The sequence below is a fragment of the Clostridioides sp. ZZV14-6009 genome (genome assembly GCF_020658095.1).
Classification (GTDB): Bacteria; Bacillota; Clostridia; order Peptostreptococcales; family Peptostreptococcaceae; genus Clostridioides.
Genome location: NZ_JAGWDG010000001.1, coordinates 746,516 through 767,205, shown reverse-complemented (window position 1 = coordinate 767,205; position 20,690 = coordinate 746,516). Strand labels below are relative to the sequence as shown.

Genomic DNA, 20,690 nt, shown 5'->3' with positions numbered 1-20,690 from the left:
ATTAATTTTTTACTCTATATATTTTCTTTTTTATCTTTTTTATTTTTATTGTCCTTACCTTTTGAAAATTTTATCATATATAAACCTTGAACTATTATGGCAACCATAGCTCCTGAAACTACACTCGAATCTGCAAGTAATGTTTCTATAAATTTTGGAGATTTTTCAAGCACTTGAGGAACCACCATAAATCCTATGCCAGCTGCCATAGAAAGACCTAATATCATACTATTTTCTTGATTAAAACCATCCATACTAACAAGTCTTAATCCAGATGTTGTAAGAGTTGAAAATATTACGAGTGTTGCTCCTCCAACCACACAAGGAGGTATTGTTCTGATTAAATTAGCTAATAAAGGTGATACTCCTGCCAAAAATAATCCAATTCCTCCAATAGCTAATACAAATTTACTTATAATTTTTGTATTAGAAACGATTGCAGAATTTTGACCAAACATCCCCATTGGAGTAGCAGAAAATAATGCTCCTATTGTAGATAATACTCCATTTCCTAAAACAGCAGAAGAAAGTTCTTCATCTGTCACTTGTCTATTAAGCCCTCCTACTGCAGAAAGTGTACATGCTCCCATAATATCAGCTATTTCAACCAAATATATTATTGAAAACATTACTACAACCTCAATCTTTATATCTAATCCAAAAACAAGTGGTTTTGGAAGTGCAATCAAAGTAAACTCTTGAATTGAAGAAAAATTTACTATTCCCAACATTAGAGATAAAATATATCCAAAAATTATGCTAACTAGTATTGATGCATCTTTAAATAATCCTTTGCCATATTTATTTAATCCTAATATCATAAGTGATACAGCTATTCCAACTATAAAATTAATTGGTTGTCCAAATGTCTCATTCCCCATACCTCCAGCCAAGTTTTTTATTGCTATTGGGAAAAGTCCAAGACCCATACATGCAACTATCGTGCCAGATACAACTGGAGTAAATATAAATCTTATTTTTTTAAGACCAAAACTAATTATGATTATTACTATACCAGCAATTATTTGAGAACCAAATAACACAGGTAATCCATACTTGCCTGCAACAGAAACTCCAGCTCCTATGAACATTGCTGTAGCTCCCATTATAACTGGTATTCCTCCTCCCAATTTAAACCCTTTAAATAGTGGTATTGGATATAATTGTAACAAAGTTGATAATCCTGCAAAAATTAATGCAGCTTGAATCAATAGTGTAGACATTTTATAATCAAGTCCAGCTACATTTGCAATTAATATTGCTGGTAAACAACTACCTATTACCATTGCCATTAAGTGTTGTAACCCCAAAGGTATTGATTCCTTTAGTGGTGGTATTCCGTCTAATTCAAATTTTGATGTACTTTTTGCTTTCATAATAAAAACTCCCGTTACATAAAACTTATTGAATTATATAAATACTTAAAAATTTAATATATTAAATTAAATGACTTTTATAAATCTTACTATACTCAGTAATACATTTAAGTTTTCATACTTAAAAATCATGTGCAACAAATTTAATTATTAACAATCAAATTTATTCTATTATTTTGTATATGTTTTATAGTGCTTTACAAATATAAGAGTATTATAGCTATGGACCCTAAAATTTTTTACAACAATTCTAATCCAATCTAAATCTTTCAATCTTAATCATTATAAGTTATAAGTTTTCATAAGTATTTATATCTTGTAAGTTTTAAACATTTACCTATAAACGCTACTTTATAGATGCCACTTTAATTTTTAAGTGACCTCATACTTTCATATGAGCGTAGACTATTTCTTCATCTTCAGCATTACCTGTTAAGAGCAACCCGTTTCCACTATCAATCGCTTATAGTGTACTCTCTTTCGAGATAGTCGTTTGACCTTCCTATTTCTAGGCTTGGCGACCAAATGTCCATTGTAAAGTACTTAGGCTCTCACCATATACCATCCTTGCTATTGTTTCTGGTTTTCACCACATTCATAAAAGTTTCTTTCTATCTTTTATTGTAGTTGCAAGGCTTTAGGATTTACTGGTTTTAAAGTTGTGTCCTACATAAATTTCTTTATGTACGGGGCTAAAAGTACAACTTATTTAATATACTTTTTTATTACCCCCTGTAAATAATATTATTTACTCTTTCACTGTTTTTGTTATTAAATTAATTACATAATAATTAATTTGAGCATAAAATAATTTTCAAATTGAAAATCAAAATATTTATGAATATTTTATAATATAATTATCATAAGACAGAAAAACTTAATAAGCTATGTATCTCAGTTGTACCCATGTACTCTCCTTTACTATATTTGTATCTGCAACATAAAACATACAAGTTTCTATCTAGCTTATAGATATAAACCAATATCTATAATTAAAAATAGTAATAGTATTGTATAATACAATCTATGTATATTACTATTTATTATTTCTATAGAGCAATTTTAATGCCAATGTTTGCATACATTTGCATAGAATAAATTTTTTATACTTTCATTGATAAAAATTTACTTATTCCAACTGTTCTGTAATTTTTTATTAAGCAAATTTTAAATTTTATTTTTATGATATTTTTATAATTACATAAAAAAAAAGACCAAAAGTATTTTTCAAGTGATCTTTTCTCAAATTTTTATTTTAATTTCTAAAATTTATAATAAATAGTAAGATTATTATAAGCATCTATATTGTATATGAAAGTTTATACTTTTATGGATGATAAGTTAATGTAATTAAAAGATTATCTAGCTGATTTTAGTTTTACAATATCGCTCCAATTTTTGCTGGTAGCTAATTCTACTAAACTTAAATCTCTTCTTATTTCGGAAACATCTTCTTTTATGGCGTTTGTATCACCTTTTATATGTGCTATACTATGTTCCATATTATCATGAGTAGCTTTATTTATTTCAGAGTTATGTAATAAACTTCCTAAAATACTATTTTGTTCAATTTGTTGTTCTTTAATTGATTTACCTTCAGATTCTAAGGCATCTACTTTAACAGCTATTTCATATAGTTTTTCATTAACTATAATATTTTCTGCTTTAATTTCACTTATATCTTTACTTGCATTACTTATTTGATTTTGCATAGAGTTCATTTCTAATTTAACTTCATGTAAATTATCTTTCACTACATTTATTTCTTGTTTTACTTCATTCATTTCTTTCTTCATTACACTTACTTCTTGTTTTACTTCATTCATTTCTTTCTTTATCACACTTACTTCTTGTTTTATTTCATTCATTTCTTTCTTCATTACACTTACTTCTTGTTTTACTTCATTCATTTCTTTCTTCATTACACTTACTTCTTGTTTTACGCTGCTCATTTCTTCTTTCATTACACTTACTTCTTGTCTTACTTCTGACATGTCATTTTTCATTATACATATTTCTTGTTTTACTTCACTTATTTCTTCTTTCATTATACTTACTTCTTGTTTTACTTCTGACATATCATTTTTCATGCTAACCACGTCTTTATTTATAATATGTAATAATTCTAAAATTTTATCTTCCACTTACATCACCATCCCTATTAATTATTATAACATCTTATACAAATGCTATACAATGTTAACATATATATCTAAAATAGTTATCATAAATTTAATTAATAAAATTATTATGTATAATTACTATAAAAAATAATTAATATAGATATAAATCTAAAAATAATAATTACAAACAAAAGGATACCACTTTAATATGGTATCCTTTATTTGTATCTAAATTTTTATCTTTTAAAATTATATTTTTTATAAAATATCTTATGCATTTAATTCTGGACATGAAATTTTTCTTCCAAGTGCTTTTGGTTTACATACTGATATGCAAAGACCACAATATCTACATTCATCTTCATTCAATTCCATCTTATCATTTAATTTTCTAGCTTGATATGCACACACTCTTTCACACATCTTACATTTAGTACATTTTTCTTCATCATAAGTAAATTCAAAACTAAGTCTTTCATTTACCTCTCCCATATGCTTATGTACTATCCCACAAGCATTTTCTATAGTTCTATATCCTAGTCTTTCAAGATTAGAATTTAGGTCATTGTGTATTTTAGCTATTACTTGAGCTCCTTTTAATATTACTACTGAGCATATACCAACAAAGTCAGCACCTGCCATAATCATCTCTAAAGCATCATCTCCACTTACACATCCACCTAATCCAATTATAGGTATATTTACTTCTTTTTTTATTTCATATATTCTTTGTAGAGTTATTGGTTTAATAGTTTCTCCACTTAAATATCCAATTCCATTTCCACCTAATAAAGGTTGACCAGTTTCTATATCTATTCTAAGTGCTGGTCCTACAGAATCACAAGCAGTTATTGCATCTGCTCCTGCTTCTTCTAATTTTTTAGCAAAAGCCCCTATTTCATCTATCATAGGAGGAAGTTTAACTATTACTGGTATATTCACTCTCTCTTTCGCATCTTTAAGCATTGGTATTAAATCTCTATAGTCATAAGATACCAACTCGATAAAATCAGCTCCTGCATTTGCAACCTTTTCTACTAGTTCACTACTTTCTTCTATTGTATGACCTACTGAAGCTATACATACAGTTCCATCTTTTTTCATTTGTGGTATTTCAAAATCTATCCATTGCTCTGGTTCAAAATCTGTCCATTTCTCATTATTTAAAAGAGCATTGGCTGTATTTCTCACCATATGAGGTGCTGGATTTATAGCTCTTTCTTTTCTTATTGTCTTAGTAACAACTGCCCCTGCTCCTGCATCACTTAGTATCTTACATCCAGCTGCACTATATGTCAACGGACCTGAACCTATTATAAAAGGTGATTTTAATTCTTTCCCTAAAAAATTATACATTATTTACTTCCCCTTTTCATATTTATTTACATTTATTAAAACTTCCAGAATTCACAGGCAACATCTTTCATTTCTTTAACAATGGCTTTTTTATCTAAGTCAACTAATTGTTTTTCTTTTAAAATATGTTTACCATCTATGTATACATTTGATATAAATTCTTTTTTACCTTGCACTACTATCTGGTCAAATATATTATCAAGTGTTACAGGAGTTTTAAATTCATCTTCCATAACTACTATATCTGCTTTATTACCAACTGTTATTTTTCCTGATTTTTGAAGCCCTAATGCATAAGCACCATGTTCTGTTGCCATCTTAAATACTAAACTTGCTGGCATTACAGACGCATCTTCTTCAACTGATTTATGCATTAAAAACGCACCTCTCATAACTTCAAAAAAATCATTTATATATCCATCTGTACCTAATGCTACTTTTATGCCTTTTTTAATCATTCTTGGAACTGGAGAAAAACCGCCACCTACTTCACAGTTACTAAGAGGCATGTGAACTACCTTTACACCTTTCTCCTTTAATATGTCTATCTCTTCATCATCTACTTTTACACATTGAGATGCTAATACAGTCTCATCTAATATATCTAAATCATTGTAGTAATCAACTGCTTTTTTATTAAAGTGTTTTTTAGAGTAGTTTGGTTCATATATACTCTCACATAAATGGAATTGCATTGGTGCATCTAATTTTCTTGCATCTTCTTTAGCTTTTTTGATAAATTTATCTGAACATGTAAAACTAGTATGTGTACACATTATTCCATTTATTAATTTACTGTTTTCTCTGCTCCATTTTATTAAATTAGAATTTTCATCTAAACATCTTAATCCATTTTCATAACTTATTCTTTCACAACTTTCTAGAGATAAAACTGCTTTCATTCCTATTTCTTCTAGTATCTTACCTTGCTCAATTAAAGTTCCTTTTTCTGTATTTGGAGCTTCTAGAGTGTCACAAAATGCTACTACACCAGATTCTATAAGTTCTATTGCAGACGCTTTAGTTGTGGCTTTTACTTCCTTTAATCCTATTCTATTTTCTATAAATGGCCACCAATAGTCATTTAAAAACCCTTCGAAATCAGTAAAATGTACATTTGCTGGTATTCCTCTAGAAAGCACTCCATATTGATGCATATGCCCATTGATAAAGCCTGGCATTACTATAGCATCTGATTTATTTATTATCTCTGTAATATCTTTATATTTTAATTCAACTTCTTCATTTGGCAATATATCTTTTATAATGTCATTTTCTATTACAACGGCATAATTTGTATATATTTCATCAGCAGAAGATATTAAGTATTTACTTTTTATAGCAACCATTTATTTACCTCCCTGATTTAGTTTCTTCATAGCCATATAAACCTTTTCAGAAGTTATAGGAAGTTCTCTTATATTCACACCCACTGCATTAAAAATTGCATTTGCTATTGCTGGTGCTGGTGTATGAATAACTATTTCTCCTAAAGATTTTGCTCCATATGGTCCTGTTGGTTCATAATTATCCACAAAGTCTACTAATATATTTCCTATATCCTTTTTTGTTGGAACTTTATATTGTAACAAATTAGAAGTCTGAAGTTTCCCATCAGAACCATGTCTAGGGTCTTCATACATTGCAAGCCCTATACCTTGAGTTACTCCTCCTTCAACTTGTATTCTGGCAAGTGCAGGATTCATAACTGTACCACAATCAGTTGAACAAGCATAGTTTATCACTTTAAACTCACCTGTTGTTTTATCTAGTTCAATCTCTGCAAAACCTGCTAAGAATGGTTTTGCACTCTCTTTTATACCATAAGATTCAGATGAATATAAAACATCTTGATTTCCACCACCAACAGATTCTCTTCCTAATTCACTTAATAAAACAAATTTTTCTACGTCCTCACTATGACAAACTCTATCTTCATATAATATTAAATCATCTATTGGTAAGTCTAATTTTTTCTGAGCCACTTTTAATATCTTTTGTTTCAAACTTTCAGCAGATTTTATTGTAGCATTTCCAGTTACATAAGTAGTACAAGAAGCATATGCACCAGTATCATATGGACACATATCTGTATCTCCTGTATAAACGGAAATTCTATCAATAGATGTATTTAATGTCTTGGCAGCAATTTGTGCAAGTATTGTATCAGAACCAGTTCCTAAATCTGAAGACCCAGAAAATAACTTGTAAGTTCCATCCTCATCCATTCTCATATTGACTATTGCCATATCTATATTAGCTATACCAGAACCATGAGTTCCAACTGACATTCCAACAGCTCTTACTTTATTATTTCCAATGTCTATAACAGGGTATTTTTCATCCCATCCAATTAGCTTTTTACCTCTAATTATACATTCATCAAGTGCACAACTTCTTATTGGAAAATTCATTATTCCGCCTTCAGTTTGCTTTTTTATAATATTCTTCAACTTTATTTCTGTTGGGTCCATATTAAGTTTATGTGCTAATTCGTCTATTGCACAATCAAGTGCAAATGTCCCCTGAGTTGCTCCGTATCCTCTCAACGCTCCCCCTGGAACCAAGTTAGTATATACAGTTCTTCCATCAAACTTTATTGCAGGTACATTATTATATGTTGGAAGTACATTATGCCCTGACTCGGAACAAACTGAAGGTCCATTGTCACCATAAGCACCTGTATTGTTTAATGCTTTCATATCTATAGCTTTTATATTTCCTTCTTTATCTGCTCCAATCTTTATGTCAAAGAACATCTGATGTCTAGTGTTAGTCATTGCAAAAGTTTCTTCTCTAGTATATATAAGTTTTGCTGGTCTTTTCGTCATCCAAGTTACAAATGATGCATATATCTCTGTTACAGCTATATTTTTTCCACCAAAACCTCCACCTATCCTTGGTTTTATTACTCTCACCTTTGAAAGAGGTATTCCTAATGCTCTAGAAACCTGTCTTCTCATATGATAAGCTGATTGATTTGCAGAAGTTACTACTAGTCTACCATTAGTGTCTATATACGTGTAAGCTCTATGAGTTTCCATCATACAATGTGCTTGTGATTGAGTCATATAAGATTCTTCTACTATTACATCACACTCTTTAAACTCTTTTTCTACATCACCTTTACCCATTTTCTCTCTTGATACTATATTTTTTGTAGCATCTAATCCAAAATCAAATGGACAAAATAAGTCATCTTCTTCATGTATTAAAATTTTATTACCTTCTGATTCTCTTGCATCTAATATTGGTGTCATTACTTCATATTCAACTTTTATGAGTTTCATTGCTTTAATAGCTGCTCTTTCATCTTCAGCCGCTATTATAGCAACTTCATCTCCTACATATCTCACTATATCTTCAAGTATTAATTGGTCATGAGGTGATGCTTCTGGATATGATTCTCCTACCATTGAATATCTATAATTTGGTACATCTTTGTAAGTAAATATATCTACTACACCTTTTACTTTTAATGCATTTTTTATATCAATATTTTTTATTTTTGCAAAAGCATGTGGGCTTCTAAGAAGTTTAACAGTCAAAACATCTCTATGAAAAATTAAATCTTCAGTATATATTGGCTTACCAGTAACAATGGCTTCACTATCTATTTTTCTTACTTCTTTATTTACCATTAAACTCACCCCCAATACTATTATACATTCTAACAACTAATGCTTTTGCCATATCTTGTCTATACTCTTTACTTCCTCTTATGTTACTTCCAAATGAAAGTTCTTCACTTGATATATCTCCAGCTTTGTCTGCATCATTTTCTAAACTTAGCACTTCACTTGCTTTGTAGGCAATCTTTGCTCTTCTTGGTCTAGCTCCTATTGCAATTTTATAAGAATTTCCTTCTTTTAACATTGCCCCATTTAATACTGCAAAATCACCTGTACATTTTCTTATTGAATCAAATACACCTATAGCATCTTTTTTAGGTAATATAATTTCTATTAATATATCTTTTTCAAGCTCACTTTCTAAAAAGTCAGCTAAATTCATAACCCCTTTTTTATATAACTTAACCTTTGCATCTACTACTAGTAATGAAGGTATTAAATCTGAAAATCCATACTTAGCAAATACGCTAGCTCCCACTCTAGCTCCACTTCTAAATTGAACTCCTACTATATTAGAAACAGCGTTTGAAATTACTCCACTACAGTAATTTTTAATAACCTTATTTAATTCTAAAGTTCTTAAACTTGTATCTGCTCCAATTAATATACTATCCTCAGTTTCATTTATATAATCTAAACCTAGGTCTTTTAAATCTATTGCTGAACCAATATTTTTGCTACCTAGTTTTAAAAATCCGCAGCCTCCAAGTATTATGTTGTTTTTTCTTGATATTAGCAGTTCATAAGCTTCATCTAAACTTTTTGGAACTACATATTCCTTTATAGTTATCATATTCTCTCCCCATATCAATTTAATTTTCACTTAAAAAGTTTAAGTGTTCAAATATTTATGTATTGCTCTTAGTTGACCTTTATATCCTGTACATCTACAAAGATTTCCATTTACATAATCTATAACTTCTTCTTCTGTTGGATTTTGAAGTTCTCTTTTCATTGCTAAAACCATCATTATAAATCCAGGAGCACAAAATCCACATTGGTCAGCTCCTTCATCCGCAAGAAAATCCCCAAATTTCTTAGCTTCATCTACTACGCCTTCAAGTGTTGTAATACGTTGTCCCTCTACTCTAGCAGTAAGATAATTACAAGACAACACAGCTTTGTCATTTACCATTACTGTACATAGACCACATGAGCCAGTATCACATCCTTTTTTAACACTTACATATCCATTTTCCCTTAATGTATCTGCTAAAAAATCATCTGGTCTTATATTCAATTCTTTTTCTTTATTATTTATGGTACATTTGATAATCAAATAAATCACCTCAAAACTAATATTTTTAAGTTAAAGTCTATACTACACTTAATTTATTTAAGAATAATATTATATTTATTAATAAAGGTTATTCCATTTATGACCTTCCATTCTATTCTTTATAGCTCCTCTTACACAAAGTCTCTCAGCTGTATCTTGAGCATCTTTTAATACTTTTTCTTCATTAGTTGTTAATATTTTTGAGTCTTCCATTATTATATTTCCATCCACTATAACACTCTCTATATTTTTCATGCTAGAAGAATATACTAATGTAGACACCGGATTATGCATAGGTATTGCTTTTGGTGAAAGCATTGGATTAAATATTAGTAAATCTGCTTTTTTACCAATCTCTAATGAACCTATCTCATCTTCCATTCCAATAGCTCTTGCTCCATCTATAGTCGCTAGTTCAAGAACTTTTTCTGCTGACATTGCTAATGGGTCACATTTATTAACTTTATGTTGAAGTGCTGTTAATTTCATAAGTTCAAGCATATCTTGAGAGTTATTGCTAGCAGCTCCATCTACGCCTAAGCTAACTGTTATTCCTTTTTTAAGCATTTCTGGTACTGGTGCAACTCCTGAAGATAAATACATATTACTTGCTGTGTTATGAGATACCTTCATGTCATATTTTTTAGTAAGTTCCATATCCTCTTCAGTTAAATATACACAATGTACCATAAGCACATTTGGTCCAAGTATTCCTAATTTCTTTAAAACATCTATGTCATATTGCCCATGCAATTCTTTTGCTGCTTCTCTATCAAAAGGAGTTTCTGATATATGTACTGTAAATAAAGCATCATCATATTCTTTTACTACTCTCCATAGCATCTCAAGCATTTCTTGAGAATTTGACCATATTGCTGCTGGAGCTACTCCTATTTTGATTCTTCCATTCTCTGTATTGTGGTGTTTTTCAAACAATCTTCTTACATCTTTTTCAACCGTTTCTACATCTTGCATTATTCCAGGATGAACTCCAAATTGAGCACCTGTATTCATACATCCTCTTCCAAGTATTCCTCTTATTCCTAATTCTTTATAAGCATCTATTATTCCATCACAAAGACCTTGTTTACTGTGAGGGTACATATAGTCAACCATTGTTGTTATACCACTTCTAAGACCTTCCACACAGCCAAGCATTGCAGCATCATAAGTGTCCTTTGGCTCTAAATAATTGGCTGCTGGAAATGTCATAGTTTCTAGCCAATCTTTAAGTACCATATCATCTCCTAACCCTTTTAATAAAGTTTGGAATAAATGATTATGTGTATTTATAAAACCTGGGAATAGGACTTTGCCTTTAGCATCTATTACCTTTTTAACATCAGTGTACTTACTTTCTATTTCTTTAGAATTCCCAATATCTGCAATCTTGTTATCTTTTACTACTAATGCCCCATCAAAAATAACTTCTCTCTCTTTGTTTACAGTTACTATTATGGCATTCTTAATAAGTATATCTATCATTCTTATTTCCCCCCGCATTATTTAGTAATTTTTCTTTTAATATATTGACCTGTTGGTTGCTCCACGATATTACAACTTTGTACTATATGCTTTCCTCTTAAAAAAACATCTTCAACTTTACATTTGACCTTAACTCCCTCATATGGAGTATAATCTACATTTTGTTTTTGATTCTTATAACTGATTATTTCTTCTTTATCTGTATTTAAAATCACTATATCTGCATCACTTCCTACAGCTATTTCACCTTTTTTAGGATACATCCCAAATATTTTAGCAGCATTTGTGGAAGTAACTTCTACAAATTTATTTACACTTATTCTATTTTCCAAAACCCCATATGTATATAAAAGAGATAACCTATGTTCAACACCTGGTGCTCCATTTGGTATTTTACTAAAATTATCAATTCCCAAATCTTTTTGACCTTTAAAATTAAATGAACAATGGTCTGTACCCACGGTCTGAATATCGCCCTCAGACAAGCCTTTCCAAAGAAAATCTATATCTTCTTTTTTTCTAAGTGGAGGAGACATTACATATTTAGCTGCCTCAAACTCATCCTTATTGTATAAACTGTCTTCTAATAATAGATATTGCGGACATGTTTCTACTATCATATCTACACTTTTTTGTCTAGCTATCTTTACAATTTCTAGTGACTCTTTACAACTTAGGTGAACTACATATGATTTTGAGTTTGACAATTCAGTTATATCAGCAAGTCTTGAAACAGCCTCTTTCTCAACTATGTTTGGTCTTGTAAGTGGATGATATTTAGTTTCTAAATCTCCATTTTGTAAACGTTCTTCTATTAATGCATCCAATAAATCTCCATTCTCACAATGAAATTCAACTATACAACCTAGGTTTTTAGCTTCCTTTAGTACTTTGTATATTGTTCCATCATCTACTTTCATACCTTCATATGCCATATACATTTTAAAGGATACTATTCCATCTGAAATAAGCTTTTCCATGTGCGTAAATGTATCTTTATCTAAGCATGTGATTGTCATGTGAAACCCATAGTCACAATAACAATTTCCACTTGCTTTTTTATGATATGTTTTTATACCCTGTATTAGATTTTCTCCTTCACTTGATTCTGCAAAGTCTAGTATAGTAGTAGTCCCTCCAGCTATAGCCGCTCTTGTTCCTGTTTTAAAGTTATCAGCAGTAGTTATAGAGCCTGCATTCATATCAAAGTGAGTATGTGTATCTATACCTCCAGGAATTATAAGTCTCCCTGTAGCATCAATTACTTTATCATTATTTATTTCTAAATTATTTCCTATTTCAATTATCTTTTCATCTTCTATTCTTAAATCACTTATATAAGTTTTATCAGAGGTAATTATAGTTCCACCTCTTAGTATTGTTCCCATATATACCTCCTAACTTTTAAGCTCTAGTAAATTCTCTTAGTATTTTAATTTTATATTATTTACATAACTTTATGTTTGCCAAAGGTGCTATATTTAGCACCTCTAGACTATATTTAAATAATTTATTGTGAACTAAATATTATTTTCCATATACAGATTTTAATATTCCATAGTAACCTTCTGTTCCTATAAATAATTGTTCTTGTTCTATGTACTCATCTATTGTATGAGCAAGATTTTCTTTAGAAGGACCAAATCCTATAGTTTTTATTCCAGCCTCACCTGCATAATGGCTTCCGTTCGTACAGAATGAGTATTGAGTTATTTCTGAATCTATTCCAGCTTCTTTTAATCCTTTGTATGCTGCTTGAACAAATTCATCATTTTCATCATATAACCAACCTGGGAAGAATCTTTCACTTTCTATAGTATTTCCTGTATAACAGTCAGCTTTTTCAGATGCATAAGAAACTTTTGCATTTAATTCTGAGTCTTCTTTCATCATTTCATCTAATAATGCTTGTATTGGAGCTAGTACTCCTTCTCTTGTTTCTCCAACCAATAATCTTCTATCAAAAGTAGCTTTACAGTAATCTGGCACTACTGATGCTCCTGGATATGGAGAAGATTTTATATCTGTTAAAACTAATATTCCATCACCTAACACTGGATGAGTTGGAGGTACTAATTGTTGTATTTTTTGAATTACATTAGCCATTTTATAAACTGCATTTACACCTTTTTCTGGATTAGCAGAGTGAGCTGGTTTACCAAAAGTCTCTACAACTATTTCTCCTCTACCTCTTTGACCAATCTTTAAGTTTAATTCTGAAGATTCTCCTATTACAACATAATCAGGTTTAACAGCTTTACTTATTTCTCTAGCTGAAACTCCTTCAAATATTTCTTCATGAACAACTCCTGCTACATATAGTTCTCCAGCAAAATCTTTATTAGTGTCTTTAGCAAAATACGCTACAGCAGACATCATTGCAGTATACTGACCTTTCATATCAGAAGTTCCTCTACCATATATCTTTCCATCTACGATTTTTCCTTCAAAAGGAGGAACACTCCATTTACTTGCATCTGGAACTGGAACTGTGTCTATATGACCATCAAATAATATCTTTTTACCTGGTCTATTTCCTTTTATGCATCCCACTATATTTCCATATCTATCTCTTGACCAGCTATCAAAACCTAATTTTTCAAAAGATTCTTCTATTGCTTTTACAACCCCTTCTTCATTTCCAGAAGAGCTAGGATTTTGGATTAATTTTTGACATATCTCAGTTACTTCTTGTTTTCTTTGTTCATTTAGCATTTCGTTATCCCCCTAGATTTTATAAATATATATTTTAATTTAAGTCTTTATAATTTATATAATTTCTAAATTTTAGAACTTATATATCTTTTTAATATGTAAATTGTTATTTGATGAATATAATATTTTAATAATCGTCTATATACTTGGATACTCTCCATCCCAAACTATACTTCTGTATTTATCAGGGTCAGTATCTCCTTCTGTACTTATTAAAAGTATTCTTGAATTTTCATCCAACTTTAAATCTCTTCTTAAGTCAGCTAAATCTTCTCTTTCCATAGCTGCTATTAAAAGACCAGTTGTAACTGCTCCAGATTCTCCAGAGATTACTTTTTCATCACCATTTAAAGGATTTCCCAATGTTCTCATACCTTTAGCAGAAACCCAGTCTGGTGCTGAAACGAATGCTGCTGCATGATTTTTTAATACTTCAAATCCTATAGTATTTGGTTCCCCACAAGCAAGACCTGCCATTATAGTTGGCATATCTCCACCTACAAATCTTGGTTTTCCATCTCCTGCTTCTGCTGATTTATAGTAACAATCTGCCTCATCAGCTTCTACTACTACTGTTATCGGGCATTCGTCATATATTGAAGCAACATATCCTTGAACTGCACCAGCAAGTGAACCAACTCCTGCTTGCACAAATACATGTGTTGGTCTATCTACTCCATATTCTTTTAATTGTTCTATAGCTTCTTGAGCCATAGTTCCATATCCTTGCATTATCCATGCTGGTATTTCTTCATATCCGTCCCATGCTGTATCTTGAACCATTACACCATGGTCATCAGCTTCTGCATAATCATTAGCTAATCTTACTGCATCATCATAATTTAGGTCTGTTATACTAGCATCTGCACCTTCTCCCTTGATTTTATTTAATCTAAATTCAGAAGAACCTTTTGGCATTAATACAACAGATTTCTGACCTAATTTATTAGCTGTCCAAGCAACTCCTCTACCATGATTTCCATCTGTAGCTGTAAAGAAAGTTATTTCTCCTAATTGTTCTTTTATTTCTTTTGAAATTAATTTTTCATATCCTAACTCTGATATATCTGTATCTAATCTTTGAGCTAAGTATTTACCCATAGAGTAAGAACCACCCAAAACTTTAAATGCATTTAATCCAAATCTGTAAGATTCATCCTTTACATATACTCCTGCAACACCTAATTTTTTTGCTAAACCTTCTAGGTTTGCTAATGGAGTTTCTTTATATTGAGGAAAGCTTTTATGGAAGTTTCTAACCTTAGTTATTTCTTCTTCATTTAAAAATTTGATACAATTTTCCTTATCGCCCTTTGGCAGATTGTTTACTTTCCATTTAATTTCTTTTAGCATCTAAAATACCTCCAAATTATTGTTAAATTTTTATACTCTATATATTAGCAATTAACATGCCAACACTTAACATATATCGAATATTTTTCTATAGCTATTTAGCATAGAATTTGCAATACTTTCAACTTTTTTTACCTTTATCTATTGAATTATCTAATGTATATAGAATTTGATAATAAAAAAACCTTTTTTATCTTCTCACTTTTTAATTCTCATTTTTAAAATTTAAAAATTAATACTTAAAATGTATTCATTATGTATTTTTTGACATAGAAATCTATAAAGCATTTAATAAAAGGCAAAAAATAGTGATGTAATATTTTATTACATCACTATTTTTTATTGAGCCAATAGTAAAAATTCAACTTATTTTTTTTGAAGAAGTAAATGCTTCTTAATGGTCTCTAAGAGGCGATTTTTCATCTTTTTTAACATCTAATTCTTCTTTTACAACATTCCATTTTTCAAGACCAAACTTAGAAACCATTACTGCTTCTGCAGCACCTTTTCCAAGTCTTTTTACTGTGTCCATACCTGTTTCGTCTTCTTGAGCTCCTTTTGCTTTTCCATCTTTACTCCATATTGTACCGCCTATATAGCATCCACCTAACCCTCCAGATACTAACATTTCATGCATTAAGAAGAAATTTATTATAGGAAGTTTTGTTAATTCTTGACCACCATATCTAGTTCCACCAGTAGTTATAGCTGCTCCAACTTTATTTTGAAGCTTTCCTGGATGAACTAAATACATAGGACGAAGTCTATTAAATACTGCTGTAAGTTGAGCAGTTATATTCATATCATATACTGGAGAACCCACTATAATTCCATCCGCTTCTAATATTTTTTGCTCTAATTCTTGTATGTCATCTTTTATGATACACATAGTTTCTTTTCTTATACATGCATCACAATGTACACAAGGACTTATTTTTTTCCCTCTAACTGACCAGTACTCAGTCTCTATACCAGGTATAGTTTCAGCTTCTTTCAAAGCTTCTAATACTGCATATTCTGTTGCTCCTTTACGTGGACTTCCACAAATACCTAATATCTTTGCCATAACAATATCTCCTCATCAAATAAATCTATTTTTATTGCTTTCTATAATTTTAATAAAGTTTCATTTTAAATTTGAATTTTTATTTTAAGCTTTATTATTTTAATTTTATTGGCAATGAATGTATCTCTACATTAGTTGCATCATATACTGCATTTGCCACAGCAGGTGCAACTGGTACAACAGCACATTCACCAATACTCTTACCACCAAATGGTCCAGCTTTTTCATAACTATTTACAAATGCAACTTGACACTTTGGCATATCGACAGTTCTAAATAATTTATAATTTTTAAAATCAGTAACTTTAGGTCTTCCTTGCTCATCAAAGGCTAACTCTTCACTTAACGCATAACCTAACCCCATATGAATTCCGCCTTCTAATTGACCTTCTAAATTTAGAGGATTTATAACTCTACCAACATCATGTACGGCTACAAAATCGACTACTTTTACATCTTTAGTTTCTTTATCTACTAAAACTTCAACAAAATGTACACCATAAGAAGTAAGACCTGCCGGAGAAGAATAATCCTCAACAACTGTCAATTCTCTCAAAGACTTACTTTGACTATATACTGCAACATCAGATAATGATGCTTTAATATTTTCATCAAGTTTACTGATTACATATCCATTATCTAGATATAACTCTTCTTTTGAAGTTTCAAGTAATTTTTCTGCTTCTTCCAGTATTAAAGTCTTTAATTTTTCTGCTGTCTTTTTAGCTCCTCCACCTTCTACAAATACACCTCTACTTGCATAATCTCCAAGATTAAATGTACATGCATCAGTGTCTGTTTCAAAAGTATCAACTTTATCCGGAGTTATTCCCAAAACTTCAGCTACCATCATTGTTTGCATAGTTACAACACCATTACCCATATCATGTGCTCCTGTAAGTAGTGTTAATGTGCCATCTTCATTTAATTTAAGAGTCAATGTGACAACATCTCTATGTGCACCAAAAACTCCATTACCATGTGCACCTATTGCCATACCTATACCCCTTAAATAATTTCCTTCTTCTTTTGGAAGAGCTTTCTTCTCATCCCATTTAAACATTTTTTTACCTTGTTCAATACAGTCAAGAACTCTAGGATTTCCAAGAGAACCGTGGAAGATTATATCAACATCATCTGGTTCTACAGCATTCTTATTTTGAAAATCTACTAAATCCATACCTATTTTCTTAGCTATTTTTGCAAATTGAGCTTGTTGAGCCATAAATATTTGAGGTGAACCATAACCTCTCATGGCTCCTGCTATTGGTGTATTTGTATATACTGGTATTCCAGTAAATTTTATATTTGGTATTTTATAGACTTTAAACACTTTATGGCTAAGTGCGCCTATAACATTTAAAGCACTTGATGCATATGCACCTGTATTTGTATATATTTTTATCTCCTGTGCTATTACTTCTCCATCTTTATTTACACCAGTTTTTAGTTTTACAAAAGACCCATGACGAGTTCTTGTTGATATCATAGACTCTTTTCTTGTAAGAACCATTTTAACTGGTCTTCTCGTCATTTTTGACAATGCTGCTGCTACTGGCTCAATTGTCATTTCTAGTTTTCCACCAAATGAACCTCCAATAGCAGGTCTTATAACTCTTATCTTATTTAATGACATCCCAAAAATTTGAGATAATATTATTCTGAAACCAAATGTGTTTTGGCAAGGTGTATGTATAATTAATTTATCATTATAATCATAGTGTGCAATTACACTGTGAGTTTCTATTGCACTATGATGTATAGCAGGAGTAGAGTATTCGTCTTCAAAGATGTAGTCACATTCTTTAAAACCTTTTTCTACATCTCCACCATTTATATTATTTTGAGAAACCATGTTTGAATCTCCATGTATACATATAGCATCTTCTTTTATTGCATCTTGTATAGTAAATACAGCTGGTAATTCTTCATATTCCACTTTTATAAGTTTTACAGCTTTTTCTGCTATTTCTGGTGTCTCTGCTGCAACTGCTGCTACACGGTCACCTACAAATCTAACTGTATCTGAAAAAATAACTTCATTTTCAGGTATATTATGTTCATAAAATCGTAAAGAGCCATTATATTTTCTCTGTGATGTATTAAGATGAGTAGCTATGGCTCTAACTCCAACGATTTTCTCAGCTTCACTTGTATCTATACTTTTTATTTTTGCATGTGCTACAGGACTTAAAAGCATTTTAGCATGAAGTGCATTTTGCGGTTTCATGTCCGCTACATACTTCATTTGACCAGTAACTTTTAAAGCTGCATCTTTTAGAGGGTATGATTTTCCTATGATTTTTTCCATAACTATCTACCTCCTAATCTAGCTGCAGATAATTTTACAGCTTCTATAATTTTTATATATCCTGTGCATCTACAGAGATTTTCTTTAAAAGCCTCTCTAATTTCATCTTCACTAGGAGATGAATTTCTATTTAAAAGAGCTTGTGTAGTTATAATCATGCCAGGAGTACAATATCCACATTGTACAGCTCCAACTTCTATAAAAGCTTCTTGTATCGGATGAAGATTTTCTCCATTAGCAAAACTTTCTATAGTGTATATAACTTTATCTTCACAGTTCCTTGCAAGAAGTTTACAAGATTTTATATCTACTCCATCTATCAAAACTTTACATGCTCCACAACTGCCACTATTACAACCTTGTTTCGCTCCAGTTAGATTTAATTTTTCACGAAGTACATGCAAAAGAGTTTCATTCTTTTCAACTTCTACTTCATACATGTAATCATTAATATTTAATTTTATTTTTTCCATTTTCTCCTCCTACAGATAAACTAATGTTGTAATAGAATATTATTACAAGCTTATTTTCATATTAGTATAAGCTATTCCACTTATGTCCTTCCATTCTATTAGTTACATTAGCTCTTTTACATAATTCTTCTGCTGCATGCTGAGCATTCAATAAGACTTGTTCTTCACTTTCAATTGTAGTTACTCTACCATTTTCAAGTATTATATTTCCATCAACTAAAACACTTTCTACATTGTGCATACTAGCTGAGTATACCAAAGTTGATACAGGATTGTGAAGAGGTATTGATTTTGGAGAAAGCATTGAGTTAAATATTACTAAATCAGCTTTTTTTCCTACCTCTAAAGAACCTATTTCATCTTCCATTCTAAGAGTTCTTGCCCCCTCAATTGTAGCCATTTCAAGAACTTTTTCTGCAGAAATTGCAAGAGGGTCGCAGTTGTTTACTTTATGTTGCAAAGCTGTTAATTTCATAAGCTCTACCATATCTTGTGCATTGTTACTTGCTGCACCATCAAGACCTAAGCTTACATTTATCCCTTTCTTTAACATTTCTGGAACAGGTGCAACTCCAGAAGCAAGATACATATTACTTGCAACGTTATGAGAAACTTTTATATCGTACTTTTTAAGCATTTCCATGTCCTCATCAGTTATACATACACAATGCACTGCTACAACTTCTGGGCCTACTATTCCCCATTTTTCAAGTAATTTTATATCTATTTCCCCATGTATATCTTTTGTTGCTGTTCTTGCAAATTCAGTTTCAGAAATATGAACCGTGAAGTATGAATCATACTCTTTGACTATATTCCAAAGCATTTTACCCATTTCTTCAGATATAGCCCACATTGAAGAAGGTGCTACACAAATTTTTATTCTTCCATTTTCTGAATTGTGATATTTTTCAAATACTCTTCTCAAATCTTTTTCAACCGTTTCCACATCTTCTATAAGCTCTTTGTGAATACCTAAATCTATACAGCCTCTACCCACTACTCCTCTTATACCTAAGTCTTTATATGCTTTTACTATTCCATCTGTAAGTCCTGGTCTATTATGTGTATGCATATAATCAACCATTGTAGTTATACCACTTTTTAAACCTTCCATACATCCAAGCATTGCAGCATCATAAGTATCTTGTTCTGTTAAGAATTTTGCTGATGGAAACATCATTGTGTTTAACCATTCATGAAGTGCCATGTCGTCTCCTAGACCTTTTAATAATACTTGGAATAAATGATTATGAGTGTTTATAAATCCAGGGAATATCACTTTTCCTTTAGCATCTATAACTTTTTTAACGTCAGAATACTTCACCTCAACATCAGCTGTATTTCCTATATCTAAGATTCTGTCACCTTGAATAGCTATTGCTCCATCAAATATAACTTCTCTATTTTTATTAACTGTAACAACTATTGCATTCTTTATTAGTATATCAATCATCTTAAATCCCCCTTTTAATACTTTCATTACAACATTTTATCACATAGCTTTCTCATATCATATCT

General features: G+C 30.7%; 15 protein-coding genes. All 15 read right to left on the bottom strand.

Annotated features, from left to right (window positions below; genetic code table 11):
* Window positions 1–14: 14 nt before the first annotated feature.
* Window positions 15–1,376, bottom strand: coding sequence for a uracil-xanthine permease family protein (locus KGF36_RS03250; RefSeq protein ID WP_227829385.1), 1,362 nt, complete (start codon window positions 1,374–1,376; stop codon window positions 15–17).
* A 1,358-nt stretch (window positions 1,377–2,734) separates the two neighbouring features.
* Complete coding sequence (locus tag KGF36_RS03245; RefSeq protein ID WP_227829386.1) at window positions 2,735–3,520, bottom strand: hypothetical protein; 786 nt, start codon at window positions 3,518–3,520, stop codon at window positions 2,735–2,737.
* A 249-nt stretch (window positions 3,521–3,769) separates the two neighbouring features.
* Entirely contained in the window at window positions 3,770–4,855 is a 1,086-nt protein-coding gene (locus KGF36_RS03240) for a dihydroorotate dehydrogenase (RefSeq protein ID WP_227829387.1), read from the bottom strand.
* A 35-nt stretch (window positions 4,856–4,890) separates the two neighbouring features.
* Window positions 4,891–6,204: an amidohydrolase family protein gene (locus KGF36_RS03235; protein WP_227829388.1), complete on the bottom strand. Its 1,314-nt coding sequence runs from the start codon at window positions 6,202–6,204 to the stop codon at window positions 4,891–4,893.
* Window positions 6,205–8,496 carry a molybdopterin cofactor-binding domain-containing protein gene (locus tag KGF36_RS03230; protein WP_227829389.1) on the bottom strand — a complete coding sequence of 764 codons (2,292 nt, stop codon included), beginning with the start codon at window positions 8,494–8,496 and terminating at the stop codon, window positions 6,205–6,207.
* The gene (locus KGF36_RS03225; protein WP_227829390.1) at window positions 8,486–9,280 is read right to left on the bottom strand and encodes an FAD binding domain-containing protein; all 795 of its coding nucleotides are present in this window, start codon (window positions 9,278–9,280) and stop codon (window positions 8,486–8,488) included. Before KGF36_RS03225 ends, KGF36_RS03230 begins: the two co-directional genes overlap by 11 nt.
* 39 nt (window positions 9,281–9,319) lie before the next feature.
* Complete coding sequence (locus tag KGF36_RS03220; RefSeq protein WP_227829391.1) at window positions 9,320–9,766, bottom strand: (2Fe-2S)-binding protein; 447 nt, start codon at window positions 9,764–9,766, stop codon at window positions 9,320–9,322.
* A gap of 78 nt (window positions 9,767–9,844) precedes the next feature.
* Window positions 9,845–11,251 (bottom strand): amidohydrolase, encoded by a 1,407-nt coding sequence (locus KGF36_RS03215; RefSeq protein ID WP_227829392.1) that lies wholly within the window; start codon window positions 11,249–11,251, stop codon window positions 9,845–9,847.
* Window positions 11,252–11,268: 17 nt separating this feature from the next.
* The gene (hydA, locus tag KGF36_RS03210) at window positions 11,269–12,639 is read right to left on the bottom strand and encodes a dihydropyrimidinase (RefSeq protein ID WP_227829393.1); all 1,371 of its coding nucleotides are present in this window, start codon (window positions 12,637–12,639) and stop codon (window positions 11,269–11,271) included.
* A 139-nt stretch (window positions 12,640–12,778) separates the two neighbouring features.
* Window positions 12,779–13,966, bottom strand: a complete 1,188-nt coding sequence (locus KGF36_RS03205) for a YgeY family selenium metabolism-linked hydrolase (protein WP_227829394.1) — start codon at window positions 13,964–13,966, stop codon at window positions 12,779–12,781.
* 138 nt (window positions 13,967–14,104) lie between these two features.
* On the bottom strand, window positions 14,105–15,319 hold the full coding sequence (gene dpaL, locus KGF36_RS03200; protein ID WP_227829395.1) for a diaminopropionate ammonia-lyase: 1,215 nt from the start codon (window positions 15,317–15,319) through the stop codon (window positions 14,105–14,107).
* A 394-nt stretch (window positions 15,320–15,713) separates the two neighbouring features.
* The gene (locus KGF36_RS03195) at window positions 15,714–16,385 is read right to left on the bottom strand and encodes a flavodoxin family protein (protein ID WP_003424384.1); all 672 of its coding nucleotides are present in this window, start codon (window positions 16,383–16,385) and stop codon (window positions 15,714–15,716) included.
* A 94-nt stretch (window positions 16,386–16,479) separates the two neighbouring features.
* On the bottom strand, window positions 16,480–18,696 hold the full coding sequence (locus KGF36_RS03190; RefSeq protein WP_227829396.1) for a molybdopterin cofactor-binding domain-containing protein: 2,217 nt from the start codon (window positions 18,694–18,696) through the stop codon (window positions 16,480–16,482).
* Between the two features lie 2 nt (window positions 18,697–18,698).
* Window positions 18,699–19,169: a (2Fe-2S)-binding protein gene (locus KGF36_RS03185; RefSeq protein ID WP_227434737.1), complete on the bottom strand. Its 471-nt coding sequence runs from the start codon at window positions 19,167–19,169 to the stop codon at window positions 18,699–18,701.
* Window positions 19,170–19,230: 61 nt separating this feature from the next.
* Window positions 19,231–20,625, bottom strand: coding sequence for an amidohydrolase (locus tag KGF36_RS03180; RefSeq protein WP_227829397.1), 1,395 nt, complete (start codon window positions 20,623–20,625; stop codon window positions 19,231–19,233).
* Between the last annotated feature and the right edge of the window lie 65 nt (window positions 20,626–20,690).